12 protein-coding genes are annotated in these 15640 nt (G+C 35.7%); 2 read left to right on the top strand and 10 right to left on the bottom strand.

The features are described 5' to 3' along the window. Positions 1-77: 77 nt before the first annotated feature. Entirely contained in the window at positions 78-1286 is a 1209-nt protein-coding gene (locus tag FM121_RS11255) for a pyridoxal-phosphate-dependent aminotransferase family protein (protein WP_086952258.1), read from the bottom strand. A 167-nt stretch (positions 1287-1453) separates the two neighbouring features. Here FM121_RS11255 and FM121_RS11250 point away from each other — a divergent pair, with 167 nt between their 5' ends. Together FM121_RS11250 and FM121_RS11245 are read left to right on the top strand one after the other, a co-directional pair. Beyond that, positions 1454-3082, top strand: a complete 1629-nt coding sequence (locus FM121_RS11250) for a PucR family transcriptional regulator (protein ID WP_086952257.1) — start codon at positions 1454-1456, stop codon at positions 3080-3082. A gap of 19 nt (positions 3083-3101) precedes the next feature. Continuing rightward, positions 3102-3944 carry an alpha/beta hydrolase gene (locus tag FM121_RS11245; protein WP_086952256.1) on the top strand — a complete coding sequence of 281 codons (843 nt, stop codon included), beginning with the start codon at positions 3102-3104 and terminating at the stop codon, positions 3942-3944. 230 nt (positions 3945-4174) lie between these two features. Here the strand turns inward: FM121_RS11245 and arcC are convergent, their stop codons facing one another. The 9 genes from arcC to allW all read right to left on the bottom strand — a co-directional run bounded on the left by arcC (position 4175) and on the right by allW (position 15636). Then, positions 4175-5101, bottom strand: a complete 927-nt coding sequence (arcC, locus tag FM121_RS11240) for a carbamate kinase (RefSeq protein ID WP_086952534.1) — start codon at positions 5099-5101, stop codon at positions 4175-4177. 121 nt (positions 5102-5222) lie between these two features. Then, positions 5223-6479: a YlbE family protein gene (locus FM121_RS11235; protein ID WP_086952255.1), complete on the bottom strand. Its 1257-nt coding sequence runs from the start codon at positions 6477-6479 to the stop codon at positions 5223-5225. A 13-nt stretch (positions 6480-6492) separates the two neighbouring features. Beyond that, positions 6493-8226: an acyl-CoA synthetase FdrA gene (fdrA, locus tag FM121_RS11230; RefSeq protein ID WP_086952254.1), complete on the bottom strand. Its 1734-nt coding sequence runs from the start codon at positions 8224-8226 to the stop codon at positions 6493-6495. 48 nt (positions 8227-8274) lie between these two features. Next, positions 8275-9342 (bottom strand): ureidoglycolate dehydrogenase, encoded by a 1068-nt coding sequence (gene allD / locus FM121_RS11225; RefSeq protein ID WP_086952253.1) that lies wholly within the window; start codon positions 9340-9342, stop codon positions 8275-8277. A gap of 22 nt (positions 9343-9364) precedes the next feature. Further along, positions 9365-10150: a (S)-ureidoglycine aminohydrolase gene (allE, locus tag FM121_RS11220; RefSeq protein WP_086952252.1), complete on the bottom strand. Its 786-nt coding sequence runs from the start codon at positions 10148-10150 to the stop codon at positions 9365-9367. Positions 10151-10175: 25 nt separating this feature from the next. Further along, positions 10176-11426: an MFS transporter gene (locus FM121_RS11215; RefSeq protein ID WP_086952251.1), complete on the bottom strand. Its 1251-nt coding sequence runs from the start codon at positions 11424-11426 to the stop codon at positions 10176-10178. Between the two features lie 22 nt (positions 11427-11448). Further along, positions 11449-12681, bottom strand: coding sequence for an allantoate deiminase (gene allC / locus FM121_RS11210; protein WP_086952250.1), 1233 nt, complete (start codon positions 12679-12681; stop codon positions 11449-11451). Between the two features lie 116 nt (positions 12682-12797). Further along, on the bottom strand, positions 12798-14162 hold the full coding sequence (gene allB, locus FM121_RS11205) for an allantoinase AllB (protein ID WP_086952249.1): 1365 nt from the start codon (positions 14160-14162) through the stop codon (positions 12798-12800). Then, complete coding sequence (gene allW, locus FM121_RS11200) at positions 14152-15636, bottom strand: allantoin permease (protein WP_086952248.1); 1485 nt, start codon at positions 15634-15636, stop codon at positions 14152-14154. Before allW ends, allB begins: the two co-directional genes overlap by 11 nt. Positions 15637-15640 lie beyond the last annotated feature (4 nt).

Raw genomic sequence — 15640 nt, 5'->3', positions numbered from 1 at the left:
GCTTTTCTGAAAAACGGATATAATTTCAGAAAAATAAAAAAGTTTACACAGTTTTTTTCTGTATAAACTCATTTATTTTATTTTAAATACACTTCTAAAGCCGATTGAACTGCTTTTCCCGATTGAATTTTTGCACCTTGATATAATAATACCGCCTCAAAAGCACCTAAAACATGTAGTACATTTTCTTTTCTGCTACTATAGCCCATATTTCCTATACGCCAAACTTTTCCTTTTAAAGGACCGAATGACGACGCAATTTCCACACCGAATTCATTAAGAAGCATCTCACGAACGTTTTCTCCATCAATTCCTTGAGGTATCATAATTGGAGTCACTGTTGGCATTTTAGTGTCCATGTCTCCATAAATTTTTAAGCCCATTGCTTCAATTCCTGCATTAATTGCCTGATCGTTCAAAATATGTCGAGCATAACTGCTTTCAATGCCTTCATTGATTAGGACACGCAAGCCTTCATGTAATGCATAAATCATACTTGTTGCTTCTGTGTGGTGATTAATCGGCTGTTCACTCCAATAACGCTGAATTTGACTTAAATCAAGATAGTTACTACTAATATGTCGAGTATTTCTAATTTTTTTACTTAATCCAAGCTCTAATTGGTATCTTTTTTCTATGACCTCTTTCACTCTATTATTATAAGTAATTAAAGACAGTCCCGCTGGAACACTTAAACACTTTTGACTTCCTGCAATGGCTATATCAATTTTCCAGTCATCCACTTTTATTTCAACACCACCATATGTTGCTACAGTATATACAACAAAGAATAAATCATGTTCTCGACAATAGGCACCTATTTTATCCAATGGTTGCATCTGTCCGTTTGCTGTTTCACCGTGAATCATCGCAACAATCTTAGGTTGATGTTCCTGGATGGCCTTAATTACTTTCTCTTGTTCAAACGCACTGTCCCAGTCTTTTTCTAAAAAGATCACTTCTGCTTTAGCTCTTTCTGCAATTTCGCCTAATAAATAAGCAAAGCGCCCATATGCTGGAATTAAAATTTTATCTCCTGGTTCAATTAAAGCAATTAGCGCAGCTTCTAAACCAGATCGACTCGTCCCATCTATCGCAAAAGCTTCTTCATTTTTGGTTTGGAAAGGAACTTTGATCATTTCTTTGACTTCCTGCATAATTTTTAAAAAGGCAGGATCAAACTGTCCTAAGATTGGTGTTCCCATAACTCTCAAAACAGATGGATAAGCTTCTACTGGCCCAGGTGTCATTATTGTTCTTGTAGGGGTACTAAATTCATTGATCATATCATCGTCTCCTCGTATACTTTAAGTTAATTATCTAAAAATCAAAAAACAAATTCATTATGCAAGATGAACAAAAAAATATAAAATTAGTTCATTTTAACTAAAGGTTCGCTAATCAAAGGGATCTATAATATAATAAAGGCAAAAAATACCTGAAGGTGGGTTCTATGACTTTATTAAAAGATATTCTTCCCGTACCACGATTTTCTGATTTTAAATTATTAACTGAAAATCACACAACTGAAATCGAATTAAAAAATGTTGATATTAGTGAAACGCCTGATATTGCTAACTTCACACCTAGCCATACTCTTGTTTTAACAACTGCCATGGTGTATAAAGACAATCAATTAGAATTGAAGCAGTTGATTGATTCGTTAGTTAGTATTAAAGCAGCAGGTTTAGGGATTAAGATTGGTCGTTTTATTGATACTATTGATCAAGAAATCATTGACTATGCTAATAATCAGTCTTTTGCAATTATTCAAATACCTGAAACACAACGACTAGGAAGTGTTTTACAAAAATTTTCTAGTTTTATTAATCAATCCAAAACAGAACAAATTAGTTATGCTTTGGATATCCAAAAGCAATTTTCCAACTTGATTTTAAACGATGCTACTTTTTCAAAAATCATCACAGAATTTAGTCACATCATAAATTGTCCTGTCATCTTACTAGATCCATTTAAAGAAGCTCTATCAGTTTCCACAGCTCCAGGTATTTTTAATTTTCCAACCAAAAAAATTATTCAACAGCTAATTAAACAAAACGCTTTTGGGAATTCTCACGAAACAACGAGTAAATTAGTCGACTTAGGGAATAATAGCCAACCAGAAGTCGCTGTTTACCCTATTAAAAATAATAATTTTTTCCCATACTATTTAATTATTATTTCGCCTGAAAATATTCCTTATCCTGTTTCTGAATTTGCGATAGATCAAGCATTACTTGTTTTGAGTTTTGTTTTACTAAAAAATGATAAAGTTTTAGATTCTCAAAAACAAATTAAGAGTGATTACTTTATTAATTTAATAGAAAGACAACAAAAAAACCTCATCAATGAGAAGAACTGGTTAAGTTACGATACTCATTTTGGGATTCAGTTATCAAATTTTTATCAAATAATTTATGTCACAATGGATAACTCACTTTCTAACAACAATAAAATTAAATTAAACGAAGAAAAGATGAAACTTGCTTACCAATGGCTAGATAAAAAAATTACTGATTTCTTTGAAGATGCCTTGATTTTTCCAGAAAAAAATAGTCCACATTTAATTATTATGTTACAAAAAAAGAGTTCTCAACGAAATATTACAGATTCATTAATTCAATTAGCTGGACAACTTAAAGGTGTCTTGCCGATAGATTTACTCTTTTCTTGTGGTCAAATCTATGAATCCATTGAAGCCATCGCAACCTCTTTAGTTGAAGCTAAAATTGTTTGGGAGGAAGGTAAAAAGAAGCAAAACACTAATTCTGTGACTTTCTATAAATCAAAGGGCATCTTAAATCTCTTTGACAGCATGCCTTCTGAAGAAATAAAGTATTTCTGCCAGAAACTTCTTAAAGAATTAGCCTTTCCGAGTGAAAGTATGTACATCGAGCTCAGAAAAACATTGAAAACTTTTTTAAATAATCAATGTGAAATTACAAAAACTGCCAACGATTTATTTATTCATCGAAACACTGTCAAATATCGAATTGATAACTGTGAGGAAATTCTAGGTTTAGACATATCTTTACCAGAAAACAGTCTTAATTTAAGACTAGCGTTAGAGTTATCAGAGTAAAAATAAAGAAGGTTTATTCATGAAAACAACATTTATCTACCATTACTATCAAAATTTACCCTTAGAGGCTACTTTATATGAAAGTTTATTACCTGAAAGTAAAGGTACTATTCTTTACTTCCACGGTGGTGGTTTGATTTACGGGAGTAGAGATGACTTACCACATATTTACCTCGATTTAATAAACCAAGCAGGTTACAGCCTTTTAGCTTTAAACTATCCTCTTGCTCCTGAAGTCAAAATCAATGGCATTTTATCTTCACTGGAAGAGGGGATTTTAAAGTTAGCACAACAACCACAATTAAAAGAACAAAATATGGACCGCCTTATTTATTTTGGTCGTTCTGCGGGAGCTTATCTTGCGATTCAATTAGCAAATTCTACTAAACTTACATCACCTGATCAATTAATATCATTTTATGGCTACTATTCTTTAAATGACCCATTACTTAATCAACCTAGTCACTATTATCAAACCTATCAAACAGTACCTTTTATGACGATTCATGGGTTAATTAGCAAAACTGCTTTATCACACGCCCCCATCGAGAAACGTTTTCCAGTTTATATGGGATATCGTCAAACTGGCACTTGGCTGAAAGAACTATTAGGTCGGAAAAATACAGTAGAGGATTTTAGTTTAACCCATGATGACTTAAAGGAACTGCCACCAACTTTCATCGCAGCTAGTTCATCTGATCAAGATGTTCCCTTTACTATTAGCCAAGAGATGAGCCAAATAATTCCAGAAAATACGACATATTTTATAGAAAATTTACCCCACGATTTTGATTCTGACCTACAAAACAACGTAGGTTTAATCGCCTACCAACAATTGCTAACTTGGTTAAATACCTTTTAAGTTAGAACATAGAAAAACAAGCAAGAAATTGGCAAATTAAGTCAATTTCTTGCTTGTTTTTTAGTCTTTTCCCCGTTACTCGGAGCTAAGCGCCATTTTCACCACTCTATTTCAGTCTGGGTTCAAATGGCAACTCCTTCGACAACTTCAGCAATTAAAATTAATCCAAAGTTCACGAATTATTTTTAGTTGCTTCCAGTTGCTTGGAGCTAAGCGCCATTTTCACCACTCTAGCCTATAATTCTTGTGCCTGCTGTTCCTTCTAATGCTTCTACTGCGTCTGTTAAGGCACAAATGATGGCTGTTTTGCCTAGTTTTGCAAATTCAATACATGCTGCCATCTTTGGTCCCATACTTCCGTCAGAAAAATGTCCTTCACTATAGTACTGTTCTGCTTTTTCAATACTGATGTTTTCTAATTTTTCTTGATTGGGTTTTCCGTAATTAATGTAAACATTCGGTACATCTGTCAAAATCATTAAAACGTCAGAATCCACATCTTTAGAAAGTCTTAACGCTGATGAATCTTTATCGATAACCGCAGCAACGCCTTCTAATTTCCCCTCAGCATTCTTAGCAACGGGAATACCACCACCACCAGTTGAAACAACCACAATTTCATTTTCTAACATGGTTTTAATAACATCTACTTCTACGATTTTTTTAGGTTCTGGAGAAGCCACTAAACGTCGGTAGCCACGACCTGCATCTTCACCCATTGCCCAACCTTTTTCTTCAGCTAATTTTTGAGTTTCTGTTTCTGTGTAAAAAGAACCAATTGGCTTTGTTGGATTTTTAAAGGCTTCATCTTTTAAATCAACCTCTGTCATTGTTAAGACAGTTGCCACATTTTTTTCTGGCAAGCGATTTTTTAATGATTCTTGTAACATATAACCAATAAAACCTTGTGATTCTGAGCTGCAAATGGGTAATGGTTGCACAGGCACTTCTTCTTTCGCTAGTTCATTTTGGCGTAGAATTTGTCCCACTTGTGGACCATTACCATGAACAATTACTAACTCATGTCCTGCTTTAATTATCTTTGAAATGCTATCTGCACTTGTTTCAATGTTTGCTTTTTGATTTTCATAAGTTCCTACTTGTCCAGGTTGTAAAATAGCATTACCACCTAAAGCTAAAACCACACGTTTTTTCATCATTAAATTCCTCTTTTCTTAATTTCCCATGATTTATTCCAACAACTCACCATTTTTTCGTAATTTAAAGAGCGTGGCTAACTTTCGCCACACTCTTCATATTTTTCAAGATATGTATTAATTACATGCCTAATTTTTTTGCATACGCTTGGATGGCTTTTTCAAAACATGACACAGGTGGATTAACCGTTCCTGCTCCAATTTGCCCAATGCCTGCTTTTTTATGCGCAATCCCTGTATTGATAACTGGTGTAATCCCTTTTTCAACGACAAGTCTTGCATCAATGCCTAAACAAATCCCTCTAAAGTCCCAAGTTGGTACTGGGAAGTTTGGATTTTGACTCATACAGATTTCTGACATTTCGTTTGATGTATTCAGTGCGTCATAGAAACCACCTGAACCGACAAAACGTGTTACGGCTGGCGCTGCGATCATCGCCATGCCACCAACACCAAATGTTTCTGTAATCGCAGAATCTCCAATATCAGTATTCGCATCTTCACCGCTATAACCGGCAAAATAGAGACCTTGTGGTGTGTTAACTGGTCCTGTGAACCACTCGTCGCCCATTCCGCTAATGCGGATTCCAAAATCTTTTCCGTTACGACACATCGCTGTAACGATTGTTCCTTCTGTGACAGTTCTTGCGCCATCCATGACCGCTTTACTTGCTGCCATCATAACATTCAAGAAAAATTGATCCGTATCAGCTAAGAATTGAGAGACTTCTTGTTTTTCTTTTTCAGAAATTGGTAATGTTGTAATAATTGGGCCTAATTCTTTGTAGAAAGCAAGAGAAGCCGCGATGTTACGCTGATGAAACTCATCTCCCATAGCAATTGCTTTTGCTACAAGAACATTAATGTTCACACCATCTTCCATTGTTAATAGAGCTTTACTTAAAACAGGACCTAATGTATCTCTCATCCATCTCAAACGGTTCACAACTTCTTCAGAATAAGCACCAAAACGTAATACAGCACCGATTCCTTCGTTCATCGTACAATAAGCTTTATTACCTTCAGTTTTATTTTCTACCACAAAAACTGGCATGTTGGCAGAGGTAATGCCTCCCATTGGTCCTACTGCATTATGGTGGTGACAAGGTGAAAATTCTACTTCACCAGAAGCTAACATCTGACGAGCATCTGCTTCATTGTCTGCCCATTCTTCAAAAAGAACAGCTCCCACACAAGAACCTTGCATTGGATCAGTCATGTCTTCCCACTTAATAGGAGGACCTGCATGAAGTAACATTTTTTTATTTAAGTCTGGAATCACTGATTTAGCCGGTACAACATCTAATAAGAATGGTGCTGACTGAACTACTTTATCAATAACAGCTTGGTTAGCGTTTTCGATTGTTTTAAAATTCATTTATTATTTCCCCCTATTTAGCGTTAAATTCAAATTGATTTAAGAAATACAAGACTTTTTGTAATTCCACGTTACCACCTGCTGAAGGTCGCCAGTCAAAATGAACCACTTCCCCATTATTATCAATGATTGACTCCGTAAAACTTTGTAATCCAATATTAATAATTTTTGGTGTTTCAGAAATTAACTTAGCTAAGCTATCAGAAACTTCTGGTAATTTCTTAAGTGTACTTGCTTCTTTTGCAACCACTTCTTTGGCTTTAAATACTAATTCACTATCCACAACAGCTAATGCTGTTTGTAATGCTTGAACATTATTCTCACAAACAACCACACCGATTTCTTCTAAAATAGCTACTTGATTAGCCATATTTTGGCGATCCTCATCTGTACCAACGACAACTGCGACAAAAGCCACATCTGATGCTCTTTTAGCTTCGATAATCGCTGGTTTTAAAGCACTTGCCATATCTTCATGAGCGCCATACCCAAGAACAACATCAAATACCACAACAGCTGTTTCAGGTTGGTTAACCACTGACTTGATTTTTTCAATTCGAATTTCTGGATCGATCATTGGATGTGGTTTTCCTTTGGTATACATATCGTCACCTAAGTCGATTACTTCATGAAGGTCTGATTTTAACGTGTAGCCTTCTGGTGTGTTTTCTTTAGATAAACCTAACGCATCACTTAAAAGAAAAGCAGCTTCATACGCTAATGTACCACCTGAATAGTAACCTTTAATCCCTTTAGCCGTACTCATCTCTACTGATTTAGCAGAAGCTGGAGTATAGACAACTTCTTCTTTGTTCATTAATTTAGTTCCTAATTGTGCTGCTTCTTCTAGCGTATAAGCATGATATAGCCCTTCTTCATACGCTACTGGTTTTGAGCCTAAGAATAAAGTCACTACAGGTTTTTCGATTTTTCTTAACACATCTAAAACACGGGCTTCTATCTCTTTTGCTGGTGGTTTTGAGATGACAATGATGACTTCTGTGTCAGGATCATTATTAAGAGCCACGATGCTATCAATCATTGAAATAGCACCTACAGCTGTTGACAAATCACGTCCACCAGTTCCAATCGCATTCGTCACCCCTTGACCGTAACGATGAACTAAGGTTGTTACTTCTTGAATACCTGTACCAGAAGCACCAATCACACCAATTTTCCCTTTACGGTTATTATTTGTGAACGCTAAAGGCAAGCCGTGAATCACGCCTGTTCCACAATCAGGACCCATAACCATTAACCCTTTATCATGAGCTTTTTGCTTCAAGCGCGCTTCTTCTTCAATCGGAACATTATCACTAAAAACAAAAGCATGTAAGCCATTATCAATTGCTTTTTCGATTTCTAAAGCAGCGTACTCACCTGGAATTGAAATCAATGCCACGTTGGCTTCTGGTGCTTTCTTCAATGCTTTTTCCCATGAATTGATTTTTTCTTCAACAGCACCACCAACGTCATTCGTACTGCTCAATTCTTCATCAATCATTTTTAAAACTTTTTCTTTATCATCTTCAGAGGCGACTTCAAGCATCACAACCATATCATTACTTGTTGCTTCATCTAATTCAGGTGTATCAAAGCCACTCTCTCTAAAAATATCAATATTAGAAGGTGTTCCCATCATAATTGACACTCTTTCAACTTCTTGAAGTTGACTTAATTTACTCGTTAAAAGCATCAAAACAACAGAGTCTTGATAACTGTTTTTCATTAATAGTGTTTGAAGCATAAAATTCTCCCCTTAGTTTTATTTATACCTAACAACTTTTTTCATTGATTATCTTTCAGCAAAAGCATCAGAATGATCATAACGATTATAATGAACGTCCTCACTTACTAAATAATCATAAATACTCTTAGCCACTGGAACTCCTGTTGCTTCATGTTCACTTTGTCTAATTTCTGATAATTCTCCTGGATAGTACACTTGTTCAAAACCAGTTGCTGGCTTGTTATCGTGCAGTTCTTCGATCATTTGAGATAAATTTCCTTTAAAAGTCTCTAAATCAGTAAAGTTACTTGGATTAATCAAAATAAATAATTGACCTAAATTACGTCCTTCAGATAAATCTGAGTACATGGATGAGACGTGTTTTCCAAAAGGTAACCCTAATAAAGAACCCGATAAAACATCGACCATCATCATTAATCCGTAACCTTTAGGACCAGAAATCGGTAATAATCCATTCACTTGATTAGCATCTGTTGTTGCCTCTCCATTTTTATCTACAGCCCAGGTATTTGGAATTGGCAAATTTTTACTTCGAGCATCTAAAATTTTGCCCCAGGCTTGAACTGTCGTTGCCATATCAAAAATAATTGGTCGACTTTCATTCGTTGGTGCACTAAAAGCAATGGGGTTCGTTCCAAAGTAAGGTTCTGTCCCGCCAAAAGGAACGGCCATTGGGTCTGATTGACAGACTGCTAAAGCAACTAAATCATTTTGTGCTGCAATATCGACGTAGTAGGAAAGCATCCCACTATGGCCCATTTTAGATACACCAACAACTGCCACACCTGTTTCTTTTGCCATCTCAATTCCATAACCTAGCGCTTCTTTTGCTGCAACGTGTCCAATCGCATTGTCGGCATGAAAAACACCAGTACTAGGACCTGTTTTTTCAAATCTAAAGTCTGGTTCAATCGTTGTTCCACCCTTAGCAATTCGCTCTGAGTAATACTCCACACGGACAGCACCGTGGGAGTGAACCCCTCTTAAATCAGCATAGGTTAAATGAGTCGCAACTTCTTTCGCATGCGTTTCTTTTAAACCAGCTTTTTCAAATTTTGTTTGCATTAATTCTTTTAATTCTTCTTTTTTTAAATAAATTATCTCTTCACTCATAACCTTACTCCTTCTATAGTCTTTATAGTTCTACATCACGATTACAATCTTTAGAATATAAGTAAGTTAAAGCCCCTTTACGACCAACAGAGTAACCAGCTTGAAGATTATAAGCTCCCATAAAGACATAGTCGCCTTCTCTAACCGGGATCCAGTGATTGTCTAAATTATATAAACCTTCACCTTCTAACATTAAAGCGCCATGTTCCTGATAATGTGTTTCAATGTAGCCATGAGAAGCACCCGTTTCAAATTTTAAGATGTGGAAGTTCATGTCAAAGTTTAAGTCGGTTGGTAATAAATCTTTTAAGCCCACGTCAGTCATCCCTTCATAGTCTTGATAGTCCATTTCAGTTGTATTACCAACAACAGTGTATGGTGCATAACCTTCTGCTTCTTGGTAACGTTTTTTATAAAGGAATGTTTCAGTATTTTCATTTGAGTTGTTCTCAAATTTTAAACTTTCTGTTGGTGGACAATAGGCATAACCACCTGTTGTCAATTCGTGAGTTTGTTCGCCTATCGTAACAGTCAATTCACCTTCTAAAACATAAATAAATGTTTCTAAACCTTTACCGCCAAAGCCTTTTGTGTTTCCCCCACCTGGCAAGACACGACATAAGTAATCTACAAAAGCTGCACCTAATTTCGGTGTTGCTAAGATAGTCATTTCACAATTTTCAAAATTGGGAATCACATTTTTGACTAATCCTTGAGGTGGAATTAAAGCAAAATTTCCTCTCTCTACGATTGACCTTGATGCTAATAAATCATTTGGATAACCTAATTCATTTGTACGATAACCCATTACTTTTTCCTCCTAAATAGTTGTTTTACGCTGCTTTTTTTGTTCTATTAACAATGACAAAGCAAATTGTTGTAATCACTAAAACAATTGCTGAAATATAGAATCCCATAATTTTTGATCCTGTATTATCTGAAATAAAGCCTGTTAAGGCTGGTGCGATAACTGATGAACTCATCCCAAAGAAATTAAACACACCAAATGTTGTTCCGTAATTTTCTTTTGAAGCCCTATCTGCGATAAATGAAATAATGATTGGCTCCACTGCTAATTTACCAAGTAATCCATATAAGATTAATGCCACAAGTAAAATAGCTGAGCTTGGCGCTAAAACTGTCAGTACCAACATTAAAGCTGCAGCAATTTCTAAGGCAAAAATGAACGTTACTTTTTTATCACGGTGTTTATCTGATAAACGACTAAAGAATAACGCGCCTGGAATAGCTGAGAAAGCTACTAAAGCTGATGAAAAACCTATTGCTAATCCTTGAAAGCCACGTTCTTCTTGTAAGAATGATGGCAACCAAGTTACTACCATGTAATAGCCATAACATGTTCCAAAATACAACATGTAAGCTGTTATCATTTTTAGACTAAATAATTTTTTAACATCTAATTTTGTTTTTTCTTGAGTAACTACTGCTGTTTTTAAAGTATCTTTTTTTACTTCTTCTGTTTTTTCTTCTGGTTTAATCACAACTATGAATATCACTAGCATCGCAATAATCGCAACAATACAGATATACATCATTGTTTGCCATGGCATACCAAATTGTTTAACAATTAAACTTGAACCGATTAAACCAAGTCCCATACCAACTGCTGAACCACTATTGATAATAGCTGTTGATAAACCACGTTTTTCTTCTGGAATGCTTCCTGATGATAATGAGTAAGCTGAACCATAATAAGAACCACAGCCAATACCAGCAAACACACTTGCAATATAAATAGTGCTAATACTTTGTGACATAGCTATCATTGCTGCTGCAATCCCAAATAAAATGAAGCCAGGAATCAAAACTTTCTTTTTACCTAACTTATCTACCAAAATACCTGCTGGAATCTGCATACCTGTATAGCCAAAGAAATAACAACTTGAAATAAGTCCCATTTGAGTGTTCGTATAGCTACCAATCGTTTCTTGAATTTCTGGAAAAATGGGGGTCAATGCTGAACGATAAATCCAAATCGTTACCCATCCCAAACAAAGCATGATAATTACTTTTTTCCAATACTCCATTTCTACCGGCTTCTCTGCCACATTCATCTCTTTCATCTTCAGTTCCCCTTACCCTTTTTTATTCTTCATAAGCCAATTTATATAATGATGCAATTAATGCTTTTAATCCTTCGACTAAATCTTCTGTTTTTGTATCCTCAGCTGGATTATGACTGATCCCACCGATACTTGGAACAAAAATCATCGCAGTCGGTACTTGAGGAGCGAAAATTTGTGAATCATGACCAGCACCACTATGCATCACTGTATAATTAAGCTTGGCCTCTTGACAGGCTTCTTCAAGTGTTTTAACAACAGCACTTGACATCGGCACTGGAACTTCATTCATCCAATTATCAATTTCAATTTCCACTTCATGTGCTGTAGCAATCTCTGAAAATAATTTTTCGATTTTTTGTGTGAATTCTGCTAATTCATTTTTATCAGTATGGCGACAATCCATACTGAACGTGACATGACCAGGTACAACATTTACCGTATTTGGTTGAACCTCTACATGACCAAATGTTAAAACCAGTGGATCTCCTACTTCATAAGCTAAATCCGTTGCTTGACTAATCATTTTACTCATCGCATAAACAGTATCTTTTCTAAAGCCCATTGGGGTTGTTCCAGCATGGTTTGATTCACCTGTTAACGTAATTGTATAGCGTTTTTGTCCCACGATATTATTCACAACACCTACTTGTTTCCCTGTTTTTTCAAGAACACTTCCTTGTTCAATATGAATCTCAACAAACGCTTTTACATCATCTCTAACTGGCATTGTTTCACTTCTAAAATCAAAACCTGATTCTTTCATAGCATCAACAAACTTAATACCATTAGCATCTTGAGAATCTATCACATCATTTTTATCTGCTAATCCCCAGATGTTTTTACTTCCCCAGAAAGCATATGGAAAGCGACTGCCTTCTTCTTCTGCCATTGATACAATTTCTAAGTTTCTTAATGGTGCTCCGTGCGTTTCTTTTAAGTATTTCACTGCTAAATAAGAAGCGATAATACCAAATTGACCATCTAATTTTCCACCATTTACTACGGTATCAACATGAGATCCTGTTAATATAGTTTCATTAGGGTACTTACTACCTGAAAGTTTTCCATATAAATTACCAATCTCATCAAAGTTAGTCACTAAACCTTGCGTCTCAAATTTGTCCTTTAATCCATTTTGAGCTACGCGCCAATTTTCATCATATAGTAGGCGAGTTGTTCCTCCTGTTGGATCTGCCCCAATACTAGAAATCCACTCAACATGCTCTTCCACTAGCTTATTAAAATTTTCCATCTGATGTATGCCCCTTTTCTTGTTTGCGCTACCACTACATAAGTTTATATTTTTTAGTATTCATTTTCATCGACAGGAATTCCAGTGTTCAAAATTATTATGTGCACTTTGCACAATTATTTTATAAACACTCCTATCGTATCATCAGAAACACCTGTTTCTTTAGAATAAATTGTTTGTCCTCTTAGCACAGTCCGAACAACTTGTGCCCCAATTTCACGACCAATATAAGGACTAATTTTATTTAGATACTCTAAATCTTCTGCTTTTAAAACGTAAGAATCTTCAGGTGAGATGAAGACAAAATCCGCATCTTTTCCAATCGAGATACTTCCTTTTAAGTTTAATCCAAAGCGTTCAGCGGGATTATTCGCGATCATCTCAGCAAATTGTTTTAATGACATGCCTCTTTTTTGGACAGCTTCATCAAATAAGACATCCACGTTATTTTGAACACCAGAGATACCGCCCCAAGCTTCGAAAGCGTTGGTTTTATCTTTTAAATCTGGTGTGCAAGGAGAATGATCAGATGTTACAAAAGAAATCTCCCCTGACATTATCTTTTCCCATAAGCCGTTTTGGGCTTTCTTGTCTCTAATCGGTGGTGAACATTTAACAATCGGTCCAATGCTATCTAACTCATTAGTATTGAAGTATAAATAATGAGTACACGTCTCACAAGTCACATCCACACCTTCTTGGCGGGCTTTTGTCACTTCATCCACACCTTCTGGACACGCTACGTGACAAATATGAATACGACACCCTGTTTCTTTAGCTAAAAAAATAGCACGGCGAATCGGTTCTACTTCTGTAAAAATAGGTCTTGTTTCGACATATGCTTTCAAGGTTGTTTCACCATTTTGATAGGCAATTTCACCTAATTTATCCGTGATACCCGCATTTTCAGCGTGAATCGCGAGAACTTTTCCTGTTTTAGCAATTTGTTTCATTCCTTCATAAAGTGAATAATCATCCACATTCATAAAGTCACCTTCAATCGTACGATCACCACAAGTTGCCATAAAGGCTTTATACGCTGCAACACCACCATCATTTAATTCTTGAATCCCTCCATCTAAATTAAATGGAACCAAGCCACCAAATGAAGCAACATCTGACATCAACTTATCTTCACCTGCTGCAAATTTTATTTCTAGAGATTCTTTATCCACTGTTGCCGGCACTTGATTTAATGGCATTTCCATAAATGAAGTAACACCGCCTTTTGCACAGGCTCTTGTCCCTGTCACATAACCTTCCCAGAAATCACGGAAACCGCCTCCTGGATCAGTAATATGAACGTGGGCATCAACCATACCTGGACTAACGATTAAACCTTTCGCATCTATCACTTCTTTAGCATCACCTAAATCAGTCCCAATCGCAACAACTTTACCCTTTGTTACTGCTACATCAGTCAACACTTCACCTTCACTAAGAATGACTAAACCGTTTTTTATCAATAAATCAAAACTCATCTAAATTTCCTCCTAAACGGAATTTACTTAATAATAGATATAAAATAAAAGCACAACCTGATCCTACAAGAAATGAAAAATCAGACATAAAAGCAAATGGTCGAATAAATTGACCAGATATCGAAACAAGCAGTGCAATAATAGTTGCTAAATAGGCCGGTTTATTAATTCCTTTATATGGGTTATTCTCAACTGGATTCGTTTTATCTAGATACAACTGATTTAAATCAATTTTTTCTCTAAGAACACATAAATACTGCGCTAGCATAACACCTGCAATCGGCCCTAAAAGTGAACCAATCAGATTTAAGAAAGCAAAAATACTAACCGAATTTTCCATTAATTTCCACGGCATAATTAGAAAACTCAGAACACTAGCGATCCAAACACCTTTTTTGTAATTCACTTGTTTTGGAAACAGGGCAGATAGCTGATATGCTGCTGGGACAATATTTCCTGTAACATTCGTCGAGATCGTCGTCATCAGTAAAACCGTAATTGCCAGTAACATAGCCGGAAGACTATCCCATTTATTAACAATGTTTAATACGTTCCATTCCTCTGTTCCATAATAAATCGAACCACCTATTAAAATGCTCATACTTGAAAAAGCAAAAATAAGATAGCCTAGACCTAAACCTAATGTTTGACCGATCATTTGATCTTTTGTTGATTTAGCATGTTGTGTAAAATCCGAAACACTCGCCATCGGACCAGCCCAAACTGATAAAACAGAACTAATAATCATTAAGTAAATAATTATCGGTGAACGACCATTTTCTATATTTTCAGTTACTCTAAAACTTAAGATATTTTGAAAGCCTTTAGCAACATAGATTGCCCAAATTGCCATACCGATAAAAACAATATAGATTAATGGATTTAAGATAGCAGTAAATTTATTAAGAAAAGCACCGCCCCCTAAACCAATCAACAAGTTAATTCCCCAAAAAAGTGTGAACGCTATTAACCCAGGAACGCTAATACCTAGTAAATTAGTATCTCCACCTATTAATAAAAAGCTTGGCCAAATTTTACCAATGAGAATTAAAAGTGCTAATGATCCAGTATAATTTTGTAAACCTAACCAAGCAATTGCTGCTACACCACCTCTTAAAAATCCAGGTAATTTAGCCCCCACATCTCCATAAGTTAATCTTAAATGCATTGAGAAGGGAATTCCGTATTTCGAACCTGCCTTACCATTTAGAATCATCAACATAGCAACGGCAAGGCTACTAATAAACAATGCAATCATAATATTAAAGGGGGTCAATCCTAATAGTAGGAACCCTCCGACAGCAGCATAATTTGGAATATTGTGTATCGAGCCCATCCAGAGTGTAAAATAATTTAAAATTCCCATGTCTCGATCATCTTTTAGCTTAGGTAATAACTCTTGATTATATCCTCTACTTTCCAATAGTTTATTTTGTTTTTCTAAATCAGTTTCTATGCATCTTTTCTCTCCCATAGCA

The sequence above is a fragment of the Vagococcus fluvialis bH819 genome (assembly GCF_900163795.1).
Lineage (GTDB): Bacteria > Bacillota > Bacilli > Lactobacillales > Vagococcaceae > Vagococcus > Vagococcus fluvialis_A.
Note: the sequence above shows the minus strand (reverse complement) of the source record. Positions and strands in the feature narration are given on the sequence as shown.

What these genes read in the sequence shown, in the direction of transcription:
- FM121_RS11255 (WP_086952258.1), bottom strand. Translation starts at nt 1,286, where the DNA reads ATGATCAATGAATTTAGTACCCCTACAAGAACAATAATGACACCTGGG.
- FM121_RS11250 (WP_086952257.1), top strand. Translation starts at nt 1,454, where the DNA reads ATGACTTTATTAAAAGATATTCTTCCCGTACCACGATTTTCTGATTTT.
- FM121_RS11245 (WP_086952256.1), top strand. Translation starts at nt 3,102, where the DNA reads ATGAAAACAACATTTATCTACCATTACTATCAAAATTTACCCTTAGAG.
- arcC (WP_086952534.1), bottom strand. Translation starts at nt 5,101, where the DNA reads ATGAAAAAACGTGTGGTTTTAGCTTTAGGTGGTAATGCTATTTTACAA.
- FM121_RS11235 (WP_086952255.1), bottom strand. Translation starts at nt 6,479, where the DNA reads ATGAATTTTAAAACAATCGAAAACGCTAACCAAGCTGTTATTGATAAA.
- fdrA (WP_086952254.1), bottom strand. Translation starts at nt 8,226, where the DNA reads ATGCTTCAAACACTATTAATGAAAAACAGTTATCAAGACTCTGTTGTT.
- allD (WP_086952253.1), bottom strand. Translation starts at nt 9,342, where the DNA reads ATGAGTGAAGAGATAATTTATTTAAAAAAAGAAGAATTAAAAGAATTA.
- allE (WP_086952252.1), bottom strand. Translation starts at nt 10,150, where the DNA reads ATGGGTTATCGTACAAATGAATTAGGTTATCCAAATGATTTATTAGCA.
- FM121_RS11215 (WP_086952251.1), bottom strand. Translation starts at nt 11,426, where the DNA reads ATGAAAGAGATGAATGTGGCAGAGAAGCCGGTAGAAATGGAGTATTGG.
- allC (WP_086952250.1), bottom strand. Translation starts at nt 12,681, where the DNA reads ATGGAAAATTTTAATAAGCTAGTGGAAGAGCATGTTGAGTGGATTTCT.
- allB (WP_086952249.1), bottom strand. Translation starts at nt 14,162, where the DNA reads ATGAGTTTTGATTTATTGATAAAAAACGGTTTAGTCATTCTTAGTGAA.
- allW (WP_086952248.1), bottom strand. Translation starts at nt 15,636, where the DNA reads ATGGGAGAGAAAAGATGCATAGAAACTGATTTAGAAAAACAAAATAAA.